Below are 20,680 nucleotides of genomic sequence, written 5' to 3'. Positions count from 1 at the left end.
AAGGCTCCGGGCGGGACCCCGCGGTCAGTGGGCCGTGACCTGCGCCGGTACCGCCGGAGCCGTGTCCTCGCCCGCACCGGCCCTCCGGCGGGGGGCGCGGACCAGGGCCAGGACCACCAGGCCCGCGACGAGGCCGACGGAACCGGCGGTCACCAGTGCCGAGTTCAGCCCCGAGGCGAACGCCGACCGCAGCACGTGCTCGGGGAACGCCTGCCGCAGGAAGGCCGCGCCGCCGCCCGCCAGGGTGTGCGCCGCGTCGTGCGGCAGGGTGTCACCCATGCGCGAGGTCAGCACGGTGCCGTAGACGGCGACCATGAGCGCGTACCCCAGCTGCCGGAGGGTGTTCACCACACCGCCCGCCATGCCCGACCGCTCCGCGGGAACCGCGGCGAGCGCCGCGCCGGAGATGGTGGGGGAGAGGAGTCCGGTACCCACGCCCACCAGGACCAGCCCCAGCATCAGGGACGGCCAGCCGGGTCCCGCGTCGAGGAAAGCCTGCGCGAAGGATCCGGCGGCGAGGAGCAGCAGGCCCGCTCCCATGGTCCATCGCGCGGCCATCTTGTGGGACAGCGCGCCGACCGTCATCGCGACGACCATGGCCGCGGCCGGCAGCGGCAGCAGCGCGAGACCGCCGTCCACCGGGTCCATGCCCAGCAGGGTCTGCATCCAGATCGACTCGTAGGCGATCACCCCGAACGCCACACCGTCGAAGGCGAGCGCGCCGATCAGCACACCGACGAACGCCGGCTTGCTCAGCAGCCGCAGGTCCAACAGCGGGTGCGCCACCTTGCGTTCGACAAGCACGAACGCCACCAGCGCCGCGGCGGCGAGACCGAACGCCGTCAGCGTCCCGGTGGAGGTCCAGCCGTGCTCCCCGGCCCGGACCATCGCGTACGTCATCCCGCCCGCGAACACCGCGAACGTCGCCATGCCCGCCCAGTCGATCCGCATCCCCCGCGTTCCCCGCGACTCCGGCACCACCTTCAGCGACAGCCACACCGTGACGACGCTCACCGGCACGTTCACGAAGAAGATCCACCGCCAGCCCGGGCCCTCGGTCAGCACGCCGCCGAGCAGCGGTCCCACGGCCGCGGCCACACCGCTGACCGCGCCCCACACACCGAGCGCGGCGCCGCGCTCCCGCCCCTGGTAGACGGAGCCGATCAGCGGCAGGGTGGTCGCGAACATCGCCGCCGCGCCCAGCCCCTGCAGCACCCGCGCGGCCACCAGCATGCCGGGCCCGGACGAGACACCGCACAGCAGTGAGGCGAGCGCGAACAGCACCACGCCCGCCACATGCACCCGGCGGCGCCCGACGATGTCGGCGGCGGCGCCGGCACCCAGCAGCAGCGCTGCCAACGCCAGGGCGTATCCGTCGACGACCCACTGCAGATCGCTCAACGAGGCGTCCAGTGAGTGCGCCATGTCCGGCAGCGCCACCACCACGATCGTCACGTCCAGCAACAACATGAACGTGCTCAGGCAGATCGCCGTGAGCGGCCCCCATTTACGCATGTCCTCAACTCCTTGCGCATTGATCAGGTACGGCTCCGTACGATGGCCCTCGCGCGGCCGGGCGAAGCGGAAACAGGCCGCTGACCGGTGAAACGCGACAGGAGACTCAGTGCAGGCGACGAAAAACAATGCCCCTCGAAGCGACCCGTCGGGGTCCGACGACCTCGACCTGCTGATCCTCTCGGCACTGGAGGTGAACGGGCGGGCGTCCTTCAAACGGATCGGCGCGGCGCTCGGCGTCTCCGACCAGACCGTCGCCCGTCGTTACCGCAGACTCTGTGCCGAGGCGGGGCTGCGGGTGGTGGCCGTCCGCGACCCCGAACGCCTCGGCCTGGACCAGTGGATGCTCCGACTGCGCTGCGTCCCCGACACCGCGCTGACCATCGCGGACGCGCTGGCCCAACGCCCCGACACCGGCTGGATCGCGCTCGCGTCGGGCGGCACCGAGGTGATCTGCGGAACCCTGCCGCGCAACCCCTGGGACCGCGACGACCTGCTGCTGGGCAAGCTGCCCCGCACCCCCAGCATCGTCGAGATCCGCGCCCACCAGCTCCTCTTCCGCTTCTACGGCGGTCCGAGCGGCTGGCTGCGGAAGTTCGGGGCGCTGTCCGAGGAGCAGATCGCCGTCCTGCGCCCCGAGCCGGTGCCGGAGCCGGGCCCGGCCGGTATCGCGCCCGAGGACGAAGCCCTCGTCGCCGTCCTCGAACGGGACGGACGCGCCGTCCACGCCGAGTTGCAGCACGCCACGGGCCGCTCCGAGTCGGCCGTCAAGCGCCGCCTGGCGGCACTGACGGCATCAGGGGCCCTGTACTTCGACGTCGAGTACGACTCCGCGATCCTCGGCCACCCGGTCTCCGCCGTCCTCTGGGTGACGGCCGCCCCGGCTGCCCTGCGCACGGTGGGCGAGGCGCTCGCCCACCACACCGAGGTCACCCACGTCACCGCGACCGCGGGACCCTCCAACCTCATGGCCACCGTCCGTGCGAAGAGCACCGTCGGCCTGTACGACTACCTCAGCGGCCCGCTCGGACACCTGGAAGGCGTACAGCACGTGGAGGCGACTCCGTTCCTGCGGCAGGTCAAGCAGCTCACCTACCAGATGCCACCGCGCCGGGCGCCGTAGCCGTACGCACTCCGTTGCCGGGCGCCCGCCGTGACCGAACGACAGGGCGGCCGCGGCGGGGCGGGCACCTGAGTGCCGTCCCGCCGCGGCCGCCGGACGTGAGCGGGGCCGGTCCCTTGCCGGCCCGCCGACTACGAAGCCACCGGCTCGGAGGACCGGCTCATCGTCATCAGCTGGTCGAGGAACTCCGCCGGGATCGGCGTCGGCAGGAAGCCGAGGAACTGGCGCATCGGCATGGACTCGACCATGCGCATCGCGTCCTGGCTCTCCGCGGCGGCGGCGGCCTGCTCCTCGGACATCCCGGCCATCATGGCCTCGGTGAGCACCGGGCCGACCGTCGTGTGGCCGAACCACTCGCCGACCGTGGAGTCCAGGGTCAGGGGCGCCACCAGGAGGTCACCCACGAGGTCCAGCGGCTGCACGGCGACCACGTCGTGGGCGTTCTCGCCGAGCTGGACCTCGTACCGTCCGGCGGCCACGGTCCAGTCGTCGCGGGTGATGTCCCAGAAGGCGAAGGCGCGGCGGTCGAGGTCGATCTCGACGACCGTGCTCTCACCGGGCTCCAGCGCCACCTTGGCGAAGCCCCGCAGCTCACGGGCGGGGCTGCTGACCGGTCGCTGCGGCGCGCTGACGTAGACCTGCACCACGTGCTTGCCGAAGCGGTCCCCGGTGTTGGTGACGGTGACAGTGGCCCTGGCGGTGTCCTCGCCGGTCGCGGTGACCTGGAAGCCGCTCTGTTCGAAGGTGGTGTAGCTCAGGCCGTGGCCGAAGGGGTAACGCACGGCGACGTCGGCGGTCTCGTAGTAGCGGTAGCCGACCATCACGCCCTCGCCGTAGCGGACGTGCCCCTGCTCACCGGGGAAGTTCAGGTAGGCGGGGGTGTCGTTGAGCCGGAACGGGATGGACTCCGCGAGGTGTCCGGAGGGGTTGACCCGGCCGGTGAGCACATCGGCGACGGCGCCGCCGCCGGCCTGGCCGGGCAGCCATGCCTCCACGATCGCGTCCACCTCGTCGTGCCATCCCTCCAGGGTCACCACACCGCCGTTGAGCACCACGACCACGGTACGGCGGGCCGCCTGGGCCACGGCGCGCACCAGCTCGACCTGGTCCTCGGGGAGCCGGATGTGCTCGCGGTCGAAGCCCTCGGACTCGTCCGCCTCGCGCAGGCCGATGACCAGGACCGCGGTGTCGGCTCCGGTCGCGAGCGCGACGGCCTCCTCGCGCAGCCGCACCGCGTCCGTCTGTCCCGTGATGTCGTAGCCCCGGGCGAAGCCGACCTCCGCCTCCGGCAGCAGGGCGCGCAGCTCGGCGAGGGTGCTGTCGACCCGGGTGGCGTTGACGTGCGAGCTGCCACCCCCTTGGTAGCGCAGTTCCTCCGCGAACTCGCCGACGACGGCGACACGGCCGACGGACGCGAGCGGCAGGGCCCCGTCCCGGTTCCTCAGCAGGACCAGGCACTCGCCGGCGACCTCGCGGGCGAGCCGGTGGTGGGCCTCGTGGTCCAGTTCGACCTCACCCGCGGGCCGGACACGCCCGGTGAGGTCGCGCAGGCGTGCCAGGGCCGTGTCGACCACGGACTCCTCGAGACGGCCCGACCGCACCGCCTCGGCGACCTCGGCGTCGGTGACACCGCCGTTGCCGGGCATCTCCAGGTCCATCCCGGCCGCCAGCGCCGCGACGCGGTCGCCGACGGCGCCCCAGTCGGAGACGACCAGCCCGTCGAAGCCCCACTCCTCGCGCAGCACCTGGGTGAGCAGCCAGCGGTTCTCGGCGGCGTGGACCCCGTTGATCTTGTTGTAGGAGCACATGACGGTGGCCGGACGCGTCTGCTTCACGACGCGCTCGAAGGCCGGGAAGTAGATCTCGCGCAGGGCGCGGTCGTCGACGTCGGAGCTGACCCGCATCCGGTCGGTCTCCTGGTTGTTGGCCGCGAAGTGCTTGACCGAGGCGGCGACACCCCCGCTCTGCATCCCCTCGACGAGGCTTGAGCCGAGTACGCCGCTGATCAGCGGGTCCTCGGAGAGGTACTCGAAGTTGCGGCCGCACAGCGGGGAGCGCTTGATGTTGATCGCGGGGCCGAGGAGCACGTCCACGTCGAGTGCGCGGGCCTCGACGGCCAGCGCCTCGCCGACCCGGCGCACGAGGTCGGGGTCCCAGCTGGAGCCGAGGGCGGCACCGGGCGGGAAACAGGTGGCGGGCTCGCTTCGGTGGACTCCGAGGTGGTCGGCCTCGCCCTTCTGGCGCCGGACGCCGTTCGGACCGTCGCTGAGTACCAGCGCGGGGAATCCGGCCTCCTCGTCGGGCTTGCTGGACCACATGTTCAGTCCGGAGAGCAGCGCGGTCTTCCGGTCCAGATCGAGCTGGGTGGGGTTCTGGGACATGATGCGAGTTCCTCGGAGGGGGTCGGTGGCAGACGGACGGACGGACGGCCGTCGGCGATCGGCGAGCGGAACGGCTCGTGAGAGCGCTTTCAGGTGGATCGTAGTACAAAACCGAATGGAGCTCGGTTTTTGATGCGTGCCTGGAGAGCGCGTCTTCGGGGGTGGCCGTGAGGTGTCTGCGGTGGACGTGCGTGGGGAGCGCGGTCGCAGAGGCCCGGTGAAGGGTGTCTCCGGTTCAGCGGACTCCCTGGATGGGCCGTACGGTCAGCCCGCCGGCCACCGCGACCCCTGCCGCGCTCAGGAAGAGAAGTGTGTAGTTGTCCCCACCGCCTACGGCGAGGATGAACGGCGCGATCAGCGGGGCGACCGACTGCGGCAGGGCGGCCGCGACGGCGAAGACGCTCATGTACTTCGCGCCCTCCGTCTCCCGGTTGGGGATGACATCGGTGATGAGGGCGATGTCCACGGCGCCGAACATGCCCGCCCCCAGCAGGATGATCTGCGAGCCGACGAACACCTGTGTGAACGACGAGGCGAAGGCGATCAAGACGAAGCCGACGGCGAACGCGGTGGCGGCGAGGTAGATGAACCGTTTCCTTCGCCGCAGACGGTCCGAGAGGATGCCGCTCACCACGGCGCCCGCGGAGGTCATTAGCAGGCCGACACCGCCGGTGAGTGCCAGCAGTCCCGTCACCTTGCTCAGCTCGTAGTGCAGATGGTCGGTGAGGAAGTAGAGCTGGTACGTCGACAGGAACATCAGGCTGAGCTGGATCAGGAACCGGCCGCCCCAGGTCCAGCCCAGGTCGGGGTGGCGCCGGGGGTTGAAGGTGAGGTCCCGGAACATGGCCACCAGACCCTGTCGTTCCCGGTCGGCGCGCCGGACCGCCGGATCGGGCAGGAAGAGGACCACGGGCAACAGGGCCAGGCAGGCGATGACCGCGGGGACGAGGAAGAGCAGCAGCCCGGAATGCCCCAGTGGTGTGGCCAGCTGGAAGCCGGCGACCCCGGCGATCTGCGCGGTGAAGCCGAGCAGGCCGGAGACCTTGCCGCGCTGCTGTTCGGGCACCTGGTCGGGGAGCATTGCCACCAGTGGGGTCATGAGCGCGCTCAGCCCGACCTGACCGACGACGAAACCGGCCAGCAGGACGGCCACCGACGTGCCCGCGCCGGTGACGGCCGCACCGGCGAGCAGGACCGGCATTCCGGCGAGCATCCAGGGCTTGCGGCGCCCCAGCCGGGACGTGGTGTTGTCGCTGAGCACCCCGAAGACCAGGCCGGACGCCATGCCGACCAGGGTTCCCACGCCCACCACCAGGCCCAGGCTGCCGGTCTTGCCGTCCGGGTCGATGGTCTCCAGCCGGATCGCCAGCGACACCAGCAACGGGGTCATCACGGCGACGTAGACGCCCAGATAGGCGATCACGTACAGGGCGATGAACCGGCGGCTGACCGGCGGGGGTCCGTCCTGAGGACCCTTCGGGCCGTCCTCGGCGGCGGAAAGCCCGGTGGCGTGTTGTGTCATCTTGGCCTCCGGCCGTGCGGACACGTGAGGGTACACGTGTGAGGAAGCGGGCGAAAAGGGCACCCGGTGTCGGGGTGCCCGTGCTGATCTACTGGTGGGTTCCGCCGTCGATGCGGATCTCGGTGCCGGTGAGGAAGGCGCCGTCGTCGGAGACGACCATGGCGACGACGCCGGCGACGGCGTCGGGTGAGCCGAAGCCCTCGCCGATGGCGGGGGTGAGCTTGCCCAGGAGGCTCCAGTCGGTGTCCTCGGGCATGAGGGAGAAGATGTTCTGGGTGATGCCGGAGGAGATGCTGCCGGGGTTGACGTTGACGGCGCGCAGTCCCTGTTTGCCGTATTCCTGGGCGATGCTGTGGGTGAAGGAGAGGATGCCGCCCTTGCTCGCGGAGTAGGCGGCCATCATCGGGTGGGCGAACTGGGCGGAGGTGGAGCTGAAGTTCACCACGACGCCCTTGCCGGTCTCCAGCAGGGCGGGCAGGGCGGCGCGGGTGACCAGGAACGTGCCGGTGAGGTTCACCGTGATGACGCGGTTCCACAGATCCAGGGTGCACTCGTGCGTGTGGGCCCCGCGCAGCATCCCGGCCACGTTGACCAGGGCGTCCAGCCCGCCCAGCGAGGCGACCGCCTCGGACACGACGGTCCCCACCGCGGTCTCGTCGGACACGTCGAGCGCGGCGGTGCTCAGCCGGCTCGCCGTGCCGGCCTTGGCCGCGAGTTCCGCGGTCTCCGCGAGGCCGTCCCCGGCGATGTCGGTGCCGGTGACCCGGGCTCCCTCGGACAGGAGGCGCAGTGTGGTGGCGCGGCCGATGCCCGAGGCGGCGCCCGTGACGAGAATGCGGCGGTCGGTCAGTCGTTGCATGGGTGTTCCCTTGTGTTCTCGTGGGGAGAGGTTGCTCCGCGTCGCTTCGGCGGGGAAGCGGGTGCGGGGTCCCGTTGACCGGGGCCGGACACGGGGGAGTGCACGCGCCTGGGTGCCGCGGGGCGGCGCAGGAAGGGCGGTGGGTTCGATGCCCGTACCTGTGTTCTGAGGCGGAACCTTTCACGTCCGTGGGCGGCCGGTGTGGGGGCGGCCCCTGAACTCGGCAGTCCCGTGCCGTCTGGGCGGATCCGCGCCGACGGCGACGCGGCCGACCCGGGGAGCGGCTCGAGTGCTGCCGGGTTGAGCGGACCAGTGCGAACCGGAGTTCACACGTCAGAAACCTAGCTGTGTTCGGTTTTCATGGCTAGAGTTTCGGCCAGAAAGTTTTGGGTCGCCAGCCTCGTGAATCCATTCAAGAGGTGTTCGTCGTGGGTGTCCCCGCACCGGGACGCGCCTGTGTGTGGTCGGGATGAGGCGGCTCGGCGGCGAGATCTTCCTCACCGAACCGGAGCAGAGGTTCGCCCGGCTTGAGAACGGCGCCACCTGGCGGGCGTCGCGAACGGGGGCTGGCGCCTGACCGGGCGCCGGCCCCCGCAGACTTGAGGCTCCTCCTCACACCGGAACGTCCCCGCGCAGCAGCCCCCGGGCCCGCAGGTCCGTCCAGAGCGCCGGGGGAGGCGCCTGGCGGTGCAGGTCCACGTTCTGCAGGACGTGCGCCGCCGTGCCCATGCCGAGGGTGACGTTGGCGACGGCGGGATGGGTGAAGGGGAAGGCGACGGCCGCCGCCCGCAGGCTCGAACCGTGCCACTCGCAGACCTCCGCGATCGCCCGGGCGCGTTCCAGGATGTGGGCGGGGGCGGCCCGGTAGTCGTACGTCATGCCCTGCGCGGGGCGGTCGCGGGCGAGGAGTCCGGAGTTGAAGACGCCGGCGGCGACGACGCTCTTGCCGTGTTCCCGCGCGGTGGGCAGGACGTCGTCGAGGGCGGCGGCCGCGTCTTCGTCGGGTGACACCCGGTAGAGGTTCCCGATGACGGAGCCGCCGAAGCCGAGTTCGGTGAGTTCGAGGCCGGTGTCGGCGATGCTTCCGCGGTGCCGTGTGTGCTCCTGGGGGCGCGTCATGTGGTGCTGCCCGTCGTCGTCCAGCGGAACTGGCGACCGTCGGCCGTGACGGTTCCGATGAGCGGTGTGCGCAGAGTGTCCTTCACCGGGACGGCGGGGTGTGTGGTCATCGGCCGAGCCATCCGCCGTCGACGGGCAGGACGGTGCCGTGGGCGTAGGCGTAGGCGGCGGCGTCGGAGGCGAGGAAGACGGTGGCGCCGGCGAGGTCGTCCGCGCTGCCCCAGCGTCCGGCCGGGATCCGGTCCAGGATGGCCTGGCTGCGGGCCGGGTCGGCGCGCAGGGCCTGGGTGTTGTCGGTGGCGATGTAGCCGGGGGCGATCGCTTTGACGTTGACGCCGTGCGGCGCCCACTCGTTGGCCAGTGCCTTGGTCAGCCCGGCGATGCCGTGCTTGGCCGCCGTGTAGCCGGGCACCGTGATACCGCCCTGGAAACTCAACAACGACGCCGTGAAGACGACCTTGCCCCGGCCACGGGCCACCATCGTGGCGCCGACCGCGCGGGTGAGTGCGAACTGGGCGGTCAGGTTGACCTGCAGGACCAGGTCCCAGTCCGCGTCGGCGTGTTCGGCGGCCGGAGTACGCCGGATCGCGCCCGCGTTGTTGACCAGGATGTCCACCGGCCGCTCCCGCGCGGCGAGGTCCGCGCCCAGGGCCCCTACCGCATCCGGGTCGGCGAAGTCGGCGCGGACCGCCTCGAACGAACGGCCCGCCGCGATCACGTCCCTCTCCACGTCGCTGCCGGTCTCCTCCAGGTTCGCGCTCACCCCGATGACGTCCGCGCCCGCCTCCGCCAGCGCCCGGGCCATGGCCCGGCCGATCCCGCGCCGCGCCCCGGTGACCGCCGCCAACTTCCCGGTCAGATCGAACAGGCTCATGCCCGGGCCCCCTGGGAGTCGCCGCAGTCGACAAGGATCTTCATCACGTCTCCGCCCTCCTCCAGCGCCTCGAACGCCGACGGCGCCTCGGCCGGCGCCACCACCTTGCTGATCAGCCGGTCGGCCGGGATCGTGCCGTCCGCGACCAGTGCGACCGCCCGCTCGAAATCGGACCGGTCATACAATCGCGCCCCGACACGGGTCGGCTCACGCCAGAAGAACCGGTGCAGGTTCACCTCACGCGGCCTCGGGTGGATGGCGACCATGCACAGCCGGCCCCGCACCCCCAGCACGTCGACCGCGGTCTCCACCCCGCCCGCCGCGCCCGACACCTCGAAGGCGACATCCGCACCCGCGTCACCGGTCCACTCCCGGACCAGTTCGGGCACGTCGACCGCGGCCGGGTCCCACGCCTGCAAGTCCTGCACGGCGTCGCCCCAGCGGTTCCAGCCGCCGGCCAGCAGGCACAGCGGCCAGTCCGAACCGACCATGAGCCGCTCGGGGCCGAACGCGGAGAGCGGCGTGTCCCACACCGGCCGGATGTCCCGTGACGACCAGGTGGCGTGGCCGGCCTCGGTGGCGAGGCCGGCCACCTTGCACATCACGTGCGGCTGGGCGGCGAGAAGGCGCAGGTGCTGCTCCCCGTCGGCCATCCGGGGCCGGTCTCTGCCTGGACGAGATGGCGCAGCGAACGCAGCCAGGCGCTGCCCGGCCCGGCGAGCAGGGCGTCGAGGGTGTCGCCGATCGGGGGGGGGAGGTGAGGTTCGCCCAGCCGACGACTGCTCCGACCAGGGGGTTCCGGTCGGCCAGAGCGAGGAGGTCCTCCGTCTCGGGTACGGAGGCTGTGCACTGCACGACCACGGTGGTCGCCAGGGAACGCCCCGCGATCCGGTGGGTCGCCTGGGCGCTCAGGTCGTCCACGGTGAAGGACCGACGGATCGGTTCCAGTCCGGTCTCCCGCAGCCAGGGTTGCGTGTGGCGGTCGAGGTCCCAGACATGGTGGTGGGCGTCGACGAGGGCGGGGGGGTGCCTCTATGCCTTTCGTCAAGGCGCCCAGGTTGGGGTGGATTGGCTGGCTGGGGTCATGCGGCGAGTTCGACGTCCTTGGGGATGCGGGGTTCGTAGAAGGTGCCGTCGCGGAGCATGGCGAACAGGACGCTGATGCGTTGACGGGCGAGGCGGAGGAGGGCCTGGGTGTGGGTTTTGCCGCGGGCTCGCTGGCGGTCGTAGTAGGTGCGGGAGGCCGGGTCGGCGTTCATGCAGGCGAAGGCGGAGAGGAACATGGCGCGTTTGAGCTGCCGGTTTCCGCCTCGGGGTGCGTGTTCGCCGTGGATCGAGGTCCCGGACGACTTCGTGGTCGGGGCGAGGCCGGCGTAGGAGGCGAGGTGGGCGGCGGTGGGGAAGCCGGTGCCGTCGCCGACGGTGACCAGCAGGACTGCGGCGGTCCTGACGCCGACGCCGGGCATCGACGTCAGGACCGGGGAAAGAGGGTGGGCCTCCAGCAGGGCGTTGATCTGGGCTTCCAGGGCCCTGCGCTGGGTGTGGACGGCGGCGAGCGAGGCGGCCAGGGAGGGGATCACGATGTCGAGGGTGCCGGTGCCGGGGACGACGACGGTCTGCTCGTCGAGGGCATCGAAGACATCGTCGATCAGTCGTGCGGCCATGCGCGGTGCCTTCGGACGGATCACCTCGGCCAGCCGACGGCGGCCGGCCTTTCGCAGTGCGGCCGGAGAGCCGTAACGCTCCAGCAGCCAGGTGACGGCGGGGTGGTCGAGGCGGGGGCCGAGGACGCGTTCCAGTGACGGGTGGAACTGGGTGAGCAGGCCGCGTATCCGGTTGGAGGTGCGGGTGGCCTCGGCCGCGAGGTCCTGGTCGAAGCCGGTCAGCACGGTCAGCTCGGCGGTGATCTCGTCGGCCAGCTCCAGGGTGCGCAGGGTGTGGGGCATGGTGCGGGCGGCGTCCGCGATCACCGCGGCGTCCTTGGCGTCGGTCTTCGCCTCGCCCGGGTAGAGGTCGGCGATCCGGCGCATGGCCAGTCCGGGCAGATAGGCGACCTGGCAGCCCGCATCCCGGGCGACGGTCAGGGGCAGGGCTCCGATCGAGGCGGGCTGGTCCACGATCACCAGGACGGTGCCGAACTTCTCGGTCAGTTTGTCGAAGACGGCCCGCAGTTTCGGCTCGCTGTTGGGCAGCTGCTTGTCGAAGACCTTCTTCCCGGCCGGGGTGAGCCCGTGGCCGTGGTGGGCCGTCTTGCCGACGTCCAGGCCGAGGAACACGCCCACGTCTTCGGTGTCGACCATCGTGCCCTTCCAGGGGAGTTGAGTGTGCCGGCCTCGGCAGTGGTGTCGTACGCGCGCATCCACGTTATGCAGACCTGCCGCCCGCGAGCTGTCCGGCATTGCGCCGGACCGGACGGTGGCCGGACCTCTCATCAGCGTCTCCGACGGCACCTTCCGGGCCCGGTGACATCACCCCCCAGGTCATCCGTTCGACAGGGGGACACAGTCATGCCGGGCCCGGAGGCCAGCGGCCCTCTTGCAGGACCGCGGAAAACATAACGGGGGGAAGGAAGGCCGGACACGGAGTCTCCACGGAAGCGCTGGAGGGATGGGGAGGGACGGCAGGTGGTTCCGGCTCGGGTGGGCCGGTGCGGCCACCGCTGCGACCGGTCGGTGTGGAGCACCGGTCGCGGCGGTGGCCGCCGAGTCACGCGGGGCGGGTCACTGGATGGTCCAGAGCTGGTTGGTCTGGTTCAGTGCCATCCACTGGTCGAGGGCCGCGCCGTTGCTGGTCGAGTTGTTGTAGACCTCGATGGCCTGCTTGGTCTCGAAGTTGCGGATGACGTAGCCGTCGCCGCTCGGTTCGAAGTACCAGAGCTGGTTGTTGCCGGCGTTGTAGGTCCACTGGACCAGGGACGCCCCCTTGTTGTGGGACTTGAAGTAGACGTCGAGGACCTTGCCGCTGTTGCGGTTGACGATCTTGAAGAGGTTTCCGCTGACGCGGACGATGTTCCACTGCTGGTTGGTGCCCGAGTTGCCGGCCCACTGGTCCACGGTCCCGCCATCGCTGGTGGAGCTGTTGTAGACCTCGGCCAGCAGACCGCTGTTCACGTTCTTGATCGTGTAGCTTCTCGACGGGTCGAAGGTCGGGACGGCCGCCGAGTCGTCCTGCGCGCCGCCGGCCTGCTGCACGCTGAGGTCACCGATGAAGAAGTAGCCGCCGTCGGTCTTGGCGACCCGGATGTAGCGGAACTTCTTGCGTACGTCGACCTTGGCGGTGAGTGTGGCCGTGTACGGCAGGGTGCTGTCGTCCTGGCGGCCCAGGACGGTGTAGTCGGCGAAGGCGGGGTCGTTGGAGCCGCGGATCTCGAAGTTGGCGCGGGTGGCCGGCTGGTCGATGTCCTGCCGCGTGGTCAGCGAGAACTGGCCGATCGCGTATGCCTTGCCGAGGTCGACCTGCCACCAGGCGGAGGTGTCGCCGGAGGTGGGGGACCAGCCCGTGGCGGGGTCGTTGTCGTTGGCCCGGTTGGCTGTCCAGCTCGAACTGTAGTTGGAGGAGGATGTGGTGCTCTTGCCGTAGGCGAGGTCGGTCTTGGTCAGCAGCCCCTGGTACGCGGGCTCCAGTCCGGAGGCCTTGATGACCGAGGTGCCGGTGGTGGTGTTGCCGGAGATGGTGACCTTGGAGCCGTTGGCGTTGCGTTGGATGAAGCCGTCGGTGCGGGACAGGACGTTGTTGGCGACGGTCAGGTTGTTGGAGCCCTCGTCGAGGTAGATGCCGGAGACGGCGGATCCGGGGCATGCGGTGGGTGTGCGTACGACGTCGTGGATGTAGTTCTCGTTGATGACGGTGCCGGGGTCGTTGGAGAGGTGGTAGATGCCTGCGGTGTCGCAGAGCTGGTTGACGACGTTGCCGATGCGGTTGCGGCTGACGGAGTTGTCGCCGAGGGCGTTGGCGGCGGACTGCCAGCCCCAGCCGAGGGAGATTCCGGCCCAGGGGGAGTCGGAGATGTCGTTGTGGTCGATGGTGGTGCTGTTGACGAAGCCCGCGTTGATGCCGGCGGTGCCGAGGTAGTCCTGGCCGGTCCGGTTGATCAGGTTGTTGGTCACGGTGATGCCCTTGACGACTTCGCGTGCGTCTTCGCCGGCCGGTGAGGTGGGTGGGTTGTAGACGGTGTGGTATTCGACGGTGGGGTCGGAGAACTTGCCGAGGGTGATGCCGTTGCCGGCGACGTCGGTGATGGTGTTGCCGGTGACGGTGGAGTCGTGGACGCCGTGGTGCAGGTCCAGGGCGGTGGAGCCCATCTGCGTGAAGGTGTTGCCGGTGAAGGACAGGCGGTCGGCGTTCGAGGCCTGGACACCGGCCGGGGGGCGGTCGACGTACTGGTTGTTGCTGGTGTCGGCGGAGATGTTGTAGTTGCCGCCCTGCGCGTTCAGCAGACCGTTCCGGCTCGCCTCGGTCCAGTTCGTCTGGGCGAAGGTGATGCCGGAGAACCGGATGTTGTGTACCGGGGAGTCGAGGCTCTTGCCCTGGATGTCGAAGAGGGTTTCCAGGGTCGGGACCTGCACGGTGGCCGTCGACATGTTCTCCCCCTCGCGGGGCAGGTAGTAGAGGATACGCGCTTTGCCGTCCAGGTAGAACTCACCCGGTTCGGTGATGAACTCGCGCGCGTTCTCGAAGTGCAGGGGCGATCCGTCGGACAGCAGCGGATAGGGACGCTTGAAGAGGATGCCGGCCTCGTGGTCCTGGAGCGACACGCTCGCCACACCGTTGTCGTTCTTGAAGGACTTCAACCGCAGGTGGTTCTCCGCCCACTGCAGTTGCAGCACCATCTCGACATGGTTGAGCTGCTTCCAGTTCGCCACCTGCGAGCTGAGTACCCGGAGGACCTGCTTCTGCTTGTCACTCGAATGGAGTTGGAAGTTCGAGCCCACGTCGGGGTAGCGGGAACGTGTGGCCCGTACCCCGTTCACGTACAGCTGACGGAAGTCGAGTTTCCCGATCTCCGCCTTGTACTGGCCGTTTCCGGCGGGGGTCCAGCCAGTGACCGTCCGGGCGCTGGTGACGACCGGGGTTTCGGAGCCGTACGCCTTCCAGATCACGGTGTGGCCGTCGGTTCCCGAGTCCTGGGCCGCGAAGCGGACCGGCTTGGACAGCTGGTAGGTGCCTCCGCGCAGATAGACGGTGATGTCCCCGGACATGTGGGAGTTGACCGCGCGCACCGCGGCACGGGCCCGCTGGATCGTCTTGAAGGGCTTGGACTCCCGGGTGCCCGGGTTGCTGTCGCTGCCGCCCGATGGGTCGACGTAGAAAGTGGTGTCGGGCGTCGGCTGTGCCGCCTGCGCCGCCTGGGTGGGCAGCACGACGGCAGACGCCATCAGCAGGACCTGGACCAGTCCTGTGATGAGCCGTGCGGGTCTCATCCGATGTTTCTCCTTACCTGGACAGCGCGGCGCGTGACGGACGGACCCGTACGCGTCCACACCTCAAGCGGGGCCGTCGGAGCCGTGATCCCTCAGGTGCCAGATCTCCGGTATGTCCGACCACTGCCCCCCGGTGCCCCGGTCCGGCCAGGCCTCCTGGCACGGATCGGTCAGCTTCCACCACTCCCGGGTCTCGGGGTCGGCGGCGATCGACGCCATGTCCGCCTCGAAGTCCTCGCCGTGGTACTCGAAGTAGGCGAAGAGAACGTCCTGGTGGAGGAAGATGCTGTAGTTGCGGATGTGCGCGCGGTGCAGCGCCGCCTCGACTCCGGGCCATACGGCGGAGTGCAGCGCGAGGTACTCCGTCCGGCGTTCCGGCCGGAGCCTGATGGTCTGGGCGATCCTCCTCACCGCGGGTCCTCCTCGGTACCCGTCTCGGCGGCGGACGTTCCGGGGCGGTCGGTGGCGAAGGGGGTGCCGTAGGTGGGCCTGTGCGTGCGCAGGTCCAGGCGGAGTGTCAGCCGTATGCGGGTGGACGCGGGCAGGACGACCGTGAGCAGACTGCCGTCGACGGCGGCCTCGGCTTCGGTGACGACCGGCTCCCCGTGCCCGTAGTCGTACATGTCACCGACCCAGGCGTCGTCCTGGCAGGTGCTGTAGTGCACCGATCTGATCGTGTGCTCGGCGAAGGCGCCGGCCTGGACGACGACGGTGCGGGTGGACCCGGGGGAGAGGTTGACCAGTTCGACGGTGGTGGCCTCGGGGGCGATGGACGTGACCAGGGCCGCGACCTCCGGCGGCAGACCCGGTCGGCCGGCGTCGGCGTCGTGGTACCGCACCCGTGCCTGCTGCAGACCGCCGTTGTAGAGGACCTGCGGGCCGCCCCAGGTCAGCTGGACCAGGGCCTCCGTCGCCACCGGGTTCGACTGCTGCCACAGGTGGATGTCGGCCTCCGGCACGTCTAGGTCGCGGTAGCGCTCCATGCGGGCCAGCCGGTGGCGTACCTGGGCCTGGGCCGCGGCGAGGATCCGCTCCGGGTAGTCCGGGTCGTCACCGGCGAGGAAGGCGAACCACGCCTCCTCGTGACCGGACTCCTCCTTGGCCCGGTAGGAGCGAACGGTGCGCCAGTCGATGCCGGAGGCCTCACGCAGCTTCTCCAGCCGGGCCCGGTCGCACTCGGAGGCAGTGTGGTGCCACAGGGCCACCGGTACGGCGGGGGTGACCGGGTTGTAGTCGAACCACCCCGTGTCGTTCCTGCGGAACGGGACGTGCAGGGTCGGTGTGCCGATGTCGTCCGGGCCGAGCTGTGCCTGCCACTTCGACGGCAGGCTGGAGTCGGAATCGGCGAAGGCCATCACCTTGCCGTTCTCGACGACGGTTTCGAGGGTGGTCGCGACCATGTCCAGGAAGCCGTCGTCGCCGGTCACCGTGGCGGCGGCGAGCGCCGCCACGCATGCCGCGTGCCCCACGCTGTGCCAGCCGTGCGGCCAGGACCAGCCGTAGTGGCCGCCGTACCAGCGGCCCTCCAGGAGGCTGCCGACCACGCCGTCCGGGCCCACGTTGTCGGGCAGGACCCCGCCGTTGGCCTCCGCCCGCTCGCGCCACGCACCGACGTACTCGGTGATCCAGTCGCGGTAGCGGTCGTCGCCGGACAGGATCCACGCGTTGAGGACCAGCCCGGCGGCCGCGAGGTTCACCGCCGTGTCGCCCGTCCCCATGCGCTCACGCATCACCTGGCCGAGACGGGGATCCTCGGAGAGCGGGTGGTCCGGCGCGACGGCCGGCAGGATCCAGTCGAGCGGGAAGCCGTAGGTCTCCGCCTCCTTGACGAGCCACGGGTAGACGTCGCCGTCGAACAGACCGGTGCGGTCGGGGTCGCTGCCGTTGTGCGGGCGGGTGATGACACGGTGCTCCGGGTCGTAGTTGCCCTTGGCCGGGTCCACGTACAACTCGGCGAACCGCAGGGCGCGTTCGGACCAGCGCTCGGGGGCGGCCATGCACAGGAAGTAGAGCAGCAGCAGGCTCTCGCCCTGGTGGAACCAGTCGTAGCCGCGTTCGTACTCGTCCTTCAGCATGCCCAGTTCGGTCAGTTGCCGGGTGACGCCCTCCCAGTGGCGCTCGCTGGCGGGCAGCAGGTCGTCGGCGCCGCCGAGGAGGTACAGCTGCGGCCAGTTGAAGAACACCTCGTAGAAGTCGTCCACGCCGTCGCGGGTGGTGAGCTCGCCGCCGTATCTCAGCCGCCCGTCAGGGCCGGTGAAGTCACGGGCGAAGCGTCGCCAGGCATGGTCGAGCAAGTCGAACAGGGCACGCTGGGCAACGGCCCAGCCGGGGGGTTCGAGCAGCGGGACGCGGGCTCGCAGTTCTGGCGAGGCATGGGGCGAGGGGGCCTCGCCGGAGGCATGGCCGGCCGGAGTGAGGGACATGGAACGGTCTCCGTTCGGGTGGGGGAGGCGCCTGACGGGTGGCGGTGGCCGGACCCGGGCTGCGGATCAGAACGTCATTCCTTGGTGGCGCCCGCGAGCATCCCCGTGACAAGGAAGCGCTGGGAGAAGAGGAAGACGACCAAGACGGGGGTGATGGCCAGCAGGGTGGCCAGCGCGAGCTGGGGCCGCTCGATCGCGAGGGAGCCGACCGTCGGGTTGAAGGACGGGACACTGCTGAGCAGGGTGCCGACTCCCACCTGTACGGGCATCTGGTCGCTCTCCGGGAGCATCACGTACGGCAGGAAGTAGTTGGTCCAGTTGGCCACGAAGCTGAAGAATCCGACGAGTGCGACGACGGGCGTGGCGAGGGGGAGGGCGATGTGCCGGAACACCCCGAACTCGCTGCAGCCGTCCATGCGCGCGGCGGCCAGCAGGTCCTTGGGCACCGCGGTGGTGAAGTAGATGTATGTCAGGTACACGCCAAACGGATAGAACGAGTACGGCAGGATGATCGACCACATCGTGCCGATCAGGTGTACCGCGTTGATCTCCAGGAACAGCGGCACCACCAGGGTCGCGTTCGGCATCAGCATCACGACCAGCGTCGAGACCAGCAAGATGTGCCGGCCCCGGAACTCCGTCATCGCCAGCGCGTATCCCGCGGGCACGGCCACACACAACGTGATGACCAGCGAGACGCCCGCGTAGAGGGCGGAGTTGCCCAGCCAGGTCAGGATCGCGCCGTCCTGGAACGAGTCGAGCGCGTGCCAGTTGGCCTTCAGCGTGTGCCAGGACCCGAACGACAGCGGGTTGCCGTGGACCAGCTGGTGGTCCGTCTTGGTCGCGGCCAGGAGGAGCCAGAGCACCGGCAGGACGAAGAACACCGTGAACACCACGAGTACAGCGGCCACCATCAGCCGGGACCCCTGCCGGCGTACGAGAACGGGGCGTGGCCTGGGCGTCTTGTGCGGCACGGGGTTCGGGCTCACGGTGTTCTCTCCGGGACGCGGACGTACGGCGGGGCTCTCGGCGGTCTCAGTCGGCATCGAAGAATCCCGATCGTGCGACGAAGACGGCGGCGGCCGAGAGGCTGACGACGAGGAGTTCGACGGAGACGGCCGCGGCGCCGTTGATGTTGTTCATCTGGAAGGCGAAGTCGTACGACAACTGGTTGAGCGAGTAGTCGCGCCCGGCCACTCCGACGCTGGCCAGGGACAGCAGCTGGGGTTCGACGAACAGCTGCGCGCCACCGGCGAAGGCGAGGATGACCATGTAGACGATCCACTTGCGCAGCATGGGGATCTGTACCCGCCACGCCGTCTGCCAGGGCCCCGCGCCGTCGATGCGGGCGGCCTCCATCACGTCCTGGGGAATGTTGTTCAGCGCGCCGTAGATGACGACGATCCAGCCGCCCGCGCCGGTCCAGAAGGCGATGAGGGTGAACAGCACGGGCAGATGTCCGGGGGCGATGACCTGACCGAAGGTGTCGTACCCCAAGGCGCCCAGCAGTGCGGAGACAGGGCTGACCGTCGGGTCGAGCATGAAGAGCCACACCAGCACGCTCGCGGCACCGGCGAGGGCGCCGGGGATGTAGAAGAGGAACCGGAGCGCCTTGCTCGCCGCCCCGGACGCCAGCCGGTGCAGCAGCAGGGCCAGCCCCACCACGATGACGACCAGCGAGACCAGCCAGAAAAGGAGGTAGAGCGCCACGTGGCCGATCGCGGGAACGAACCGGAAGTCCTGTGCGGTGGTGACGAAGTTGTCGAAGCCGGTGAAGACGCCCCCGGCGTCCGTGAAGGCGAAGTAGACGGCGTAGGCGGTGGGAACAATGCCGAACGCGATCAGCAGGACCACGTAGGCGGCGACGAAGGCCATGCCGGCCCGGCTCTGCCGCAGGCCGCCCAGGGGGCGACGCGAGGCAGAGCCGGCCGAGGAGTGCGTCAGGGTCACTGGGAGACCTTGTATCCGTCGGACTCGGCGTACTTGACGATCGAGTCCTTCCAGGCCGGCAGCAGCGAGACGATGCTCTTGCCCTGGGTCAGGCCCGGCTTGACGGTGGCCGCCCAGATGGCCTCCTGGCTGAACTGGCCGGAGCCCCAGCCCGACCACACCTGGGTCGAGGCGTCCTTGAGGACGCCGATGTCGCCCGCGAAGTAACCCGAGTCGTTCTGCTGCTTCAGCCAGGCCTCGGCGGCCGGCGCGTACGCCGGGAAGCCTGGTGCGACCGTGCCCTGGTAGGCGTTGTCCGTGGTGACCCAGGTCAGGAAGTCGGTGGCCGCCTTCAGGTGCGCCGAGTGCCGCGACAGCAGCCAGGTGCCGCCGCCGACGTTTCCGGTGGACGGCGAGGTCTCGCCCTGCCACTGCGGCATGGGGGCCGCGCCGATGGTCTTGGCCGGCGTCTTGAAGGTGCCCTGGAACAGCGCGCCCCCGTACCAGGCCGGACCGGGCATCATCAGCACCTTGTCGGCCTTGTTCTTGCCGAAGTCGGTGCTGAACACCCCGCTGATCGACATGGACTTGTTCGCGATGAGCCCGTCCATGAGCTTGGCCATCTTCGTGCAGTTCTCGCTGGTGGTGTTCACCGAGACGGCCTTGGGGCCGGTGATGTCGTTGGCGCCGCACTTGCTCGCCCAGAGGTAGATCTCCGGCGTGTAGGAGTCGCCGGCGTCACCGACGAGGTACCCGGGGTGTTCCTTGGCCACCTTGTCGCCGAGCTTCTGGAAGTCCTCCCACGTCGTCGGCACCTGGTAGCCGAACTTCTTCATCAGTGGGGCGTTGTACCAGAGGACGGCCTGCGAGAGGTCGTTGCGCAGGCAGTAGACGGTTCCGTTCACCGTGCAGACGTCGTTGGCGCCCTTGGCGAAGTTGCCGAGGGTCGCCTCGGGGATCAGGCCCTTGTTCAGCGGAGCCACGAACTTCTGGTCGACCGCCCATGTGGCCTCGTTGTTCTGCGAGCTGAAGACGACGTCCGGCCAGCCCTTGCCGGTGCGGTCGAAGAGCTGGACCTTCGTCTGCAGGTAGTTCGACCCGTTGGCGTTACCGTCGTAGGTGACGATGTCCATCTTCACCTCGGGGTGTTCCTTCTGGTACAGCTTCGCGGCGGCCACCCGGGTCGAGTCCACCCACACGGTCAACGCGCCGTCCTTCTGCGGGACCTGGGCGAAGCCGTCCTTGGTGGTCGTCGCGGTGCCGCCGCCACCACCGCAGGCCGTGGCGGCCGCCAGCACCGTGACCACGCACCCCGCCAGGAGTGCTGAACGCCTCCTGGCCGGCGTTCTTCCTCGGGTACCGGACTGCTTCATTGCGGTCATGAGTAACTCCACTACGTTGCGGGCGCCCGAGCAGAAGCGGGGAGGGCGGGGACCAGGTGACGCCGCGAGTGACGACGTCGGGACACAGGTGTCACGGGCGACTGCTTCCGTGCCTGCTGCCGGAAGAAATTAG

General features: G+C 69.9%; 13 protein-coding genes and 3 pseudogenes. 1 reads left to right on the top strand and 15 read right to left on the bottom strand.

From position 1 onward, the window contains the following. Positions 1-24: 24 nt before the first annotated feature. The gene (locus PYR72_RS04470) at positions 25-1,515 is read right to left on the bottom strand and encodes an MFS transporter (protein ID WP_275453993.1); all 1,491 of its coding nucleotides are present in this window, start codon (positions 1,513-1,515) and stop codon (positions 25-27) included. Positions 1,516-1,624: 109 nt separating this feature from the next. Between PYR72_RS04470 and PYR72_RS04465 the strand changes: the two genes are divergently transcribed. Further along, complete coding sequence (locus PYR72_RS04465; RefSeq protein ID WP_275453992.1) at positions 1,625-2,638, top strand: AsnC family transcriptional regulator; 1,014 nt, start codon at positions 1,625-1,627, stop codon at positions 2,636-2,638. A gap of 131 nt (positions 2,639-2,769) precedes the next feature. On the opposite strand, the gene PYR72_RS04460 is transcribed toward PYR72_RS04465, so the two are convergent. The 14 genes and pseudogenes from PYR72_RS04460 to PYR72_RS04395 form a co-directional block, all read right to left on the bottom strand. Then, positions 2,770-5,019: a glycoside hydrolase family 3 C-terminal domain-containing protein gene (locus tag PYR72_RS04460; RefSeq protein ID WP_275453991.1), complete on the bottom strand. Its 2,250-nt coding sequence runs from the start codon at positions 5,017-5,019 to the stop codon at positions 2,770-2,772. Positions 5,020-5,254: 235 nt separating this feature from the next. Next, positions 5,255-6,541: an MFS transporter gene (locus PYR72_RS04455; protein ID WP_275453990.1), complete on the bottom strand. Its 1,287-nt coding sequence runs from the start codon at positions 6,539-6,541 to the stop codon at positions 5,255-5,257. 88 nt (positions 6,542-6,629) lie between these two features. Continuing rightward, positions 6,630-7,400 (bottom strand): SDR family oxidoreductase, encoded by a 771-nt coding sequence (locus PYR72_RS04450; protein WP_275453989.1) that lies wholly within the window; start codon positions 7,398-7,400, stop codon positions 6,630-6,632. A 612-nt stretch (positions 7,401-8,012) separates the two neighbouring features. Beyond that, positions 8,013-8,387, bottom strand: a pseudogene (locus PYR72_RS04445) (aldo/keto reductase); the annotation flags it as partial. Between the two features lie 238 nt (positions 8,388-8,625). Next, on the bottom strand, positions 8,626-9,393 hold the full coding sequence (locus PYR72_RS04440; protein WP_275453988.1) for an SDR family NAD(P)-dependent oxidoreductase: 768 nt from the start codon (positions 9,391-9,393) through the stop codon (positions 8,626-8,628). Then, positions 9,390-9,803: pseudogene (locus PYR72_RS04435) on the bottom strand (zinc-binding dehydrogenase); the annotation flags it as partial. The pseudogene PYR72_RS04435 and the gene PYR72_RS04440, both read right to left, overlap by 4 nt. Before the next feature lie 27 nt (positions 9,804-9,830). Continuing rightward, positions 9,831-10,356, bottom strand: a pseudogene (locus PYR72_RS04430) (amidohydrolase family protein); the annotation flags it as partial. A 119-nt stretch (positions 10,357-10,475) separates the two neighbouring features. Beyond that, positions 10,476-11,693, bottom strand: coding sequence for an IS110 family transposase (locus tag PYR72_RS04425; RefSeq protein WP_275453987.1), 1,218 nt, complete (start codon positions 11,691-11,693; stop codon positions 10,476-10,478). 420 nt (positions 11,694-12,113) lie between these two features. Further along, the gene (locus PYR72_RS04420) at positions 12,114-14,813 is read right to left on the bottom strand and encodes an RICIN domain-containing protein (protein ID WP_275453986.1); all 2,700 of its coding nucleotides are present in this window, start codon (positions 14,811-14,813) and stop codon (positions 12,114-12,116) included. A gap of 63 nt (positions 14,814-14,876) precedes the next feature. After that, positions 14,877-15,224: an L-rhamnose mutarotase gene (locus tag PYR72_RS04415; RefSeq protein WP_275453985.1), complete on the bottom strand. Its 348-nt coding sequence runs from the start codon at positions 15,222-15,224 to the stop codon at positions 14,877-14,879. Further along, positions 15,221-17,236, bottom strand: a complete 2,016-nt coding sequence (locus PYR72_RS04410) for a hypothetical protein (RefSeq protein WP_275453984.1) — start codon at positions 17,234-17,236, stop codon at positions 15,221-15,223. The genes PYR72_RS04415 and PYR72_RS04410 overlap by 4 nt, the downstream gene beginning before the upstream one ends. A gap of 74 nt (positions 17,237-17,310) precedes the next feature. Next, complete coding sequence (locus PYR72_RS04405) at positions 17,311-18,150, bottom strand: carbohydrate ABC transporter permease (RefSeq protein WP_275460327.1); 840 nt, start codon at positions 18,148-18,150, stop codon at positions 17,311-17,313. A gap of 121 nt (positions 18,151-18,271) precedes the next feature. Continuing rightward, the gene (locus tag PYR72_RS04400; protein ID WP_275453983.1) at positions 18,272-19,186 is read right to left on the bottom strand and encodes a sugar ABC transporter permease; all 915 of its coding nucleotides are present in this window, start codon (positions 19,184-19,186) and stop codon (positions 18,272-18,274) included. Then, positions 19,183-20,547 (bottom strand): extracellular solute-binding protein, encoded by a 1,365-nt coding sequence (locus tag PYR72_RS04395; protein WP_275453982.1) that lies wholly within the window; start codon positions 20,545-20,547, stop codon positions 19,183-19,185. The genes PYR72_RS04400 and PYR72_RS04395 overlap by 4 nt, the downstream gene beginning before the upstream one ends. Positions 20,548-20,680 lie beyond the last annotated feature (133 nt).

The sequence above is a fragment of the Streptomyces sp. VNUA24 genome, assembly GCF_029167005.1.
GTDB lineage: Bacteria > Actinomycetota > Actinomycetes > Streptomycetales > Streptomycetaceae > Streptomyces > Streptomyces scabiei.
The sequence above is the reverse complement of the archived record's forward strand: the minus strand, read 5'-3'. Positions and strand labels throughout refer to the sequence as shown.

Excerpts from the sequence above, each read along its gene's own strand:
- PYR72_RS04470 (WP_275453993.1), bottom strand. The coding sequence starts at position 1,515 with ATGCGTAAATGGGGGCCGCTCACGGCGATCTGCCTGAGCACGTTCATG.
- PYR72_RS04460 (WP_275453991.1), bottom strand. The coding sequence starts at position 5,019 with ATGTCCCAGAACCCCACCCAGCTCGATCTGGACCGGAAGACCGCGCTG.
- PYR72_RS04455 (WP_275453990.1), bottom strand. The coding sequence starts at position 6,541 with ATGACACAACACGCCACCGGGCTTTCCGCCGCCGAGGACGGCCCGAAG.
- PYR72_RS04450 (WP_275453989.1), bottom strand. The coding sequence starts at position 7,400 with ATGCAACGACTGACCGACCGCCGCATTCTCGTCACGGGCGCCGCCTCG.
- PYR72_RS04440 (WP_275453988.1), bottom strand. The coding sequence starts at position 9,393 with ATGAGCCTGTTCGATCTGACCGGGAAGTTGGCGGCGGTCACCGGGGCG.
- PYR72_RS04425 (WP_275453987.1), bottom strand. The coding sequence starts at position 11,693 with ATGGTCGACACCGAAGACGTGGGCGTGTTCCTCGGCCTGGACGTCGGC.
- PYR72_RS04420 (WP_275453986.1), bottom strand. The coding sequence starts at position 14,813 with ATGAGACCCGCACGGCTCATCACAGGACTGGTCCAGGTCCTGCTGATG.
- PYR72_RS04410 (WP_275453984.1), bottom strand. The coding sequence starts at position 17,236 with ATGTCCCTCACTCCGGCCGGCCATGCCTCCGGCGAGGCCCCCTCGCCC.
- PYR72_RS04405 (WP_275460327.1), bottom strand. The coding sequence starts at position 18,150 with ATGGTGGCCGCTGTACTCGTGGTGTTCACGGTGTTCTTCGTCCTGCCG.
- PYR72_RS04395 (WP_275453982.1), bottom strand. The coding sequence starts at position 20,547 with ATGACCGCAATGAAGCAGTCCGGTACCCGAGGAAGAACGCCGGCCAGG.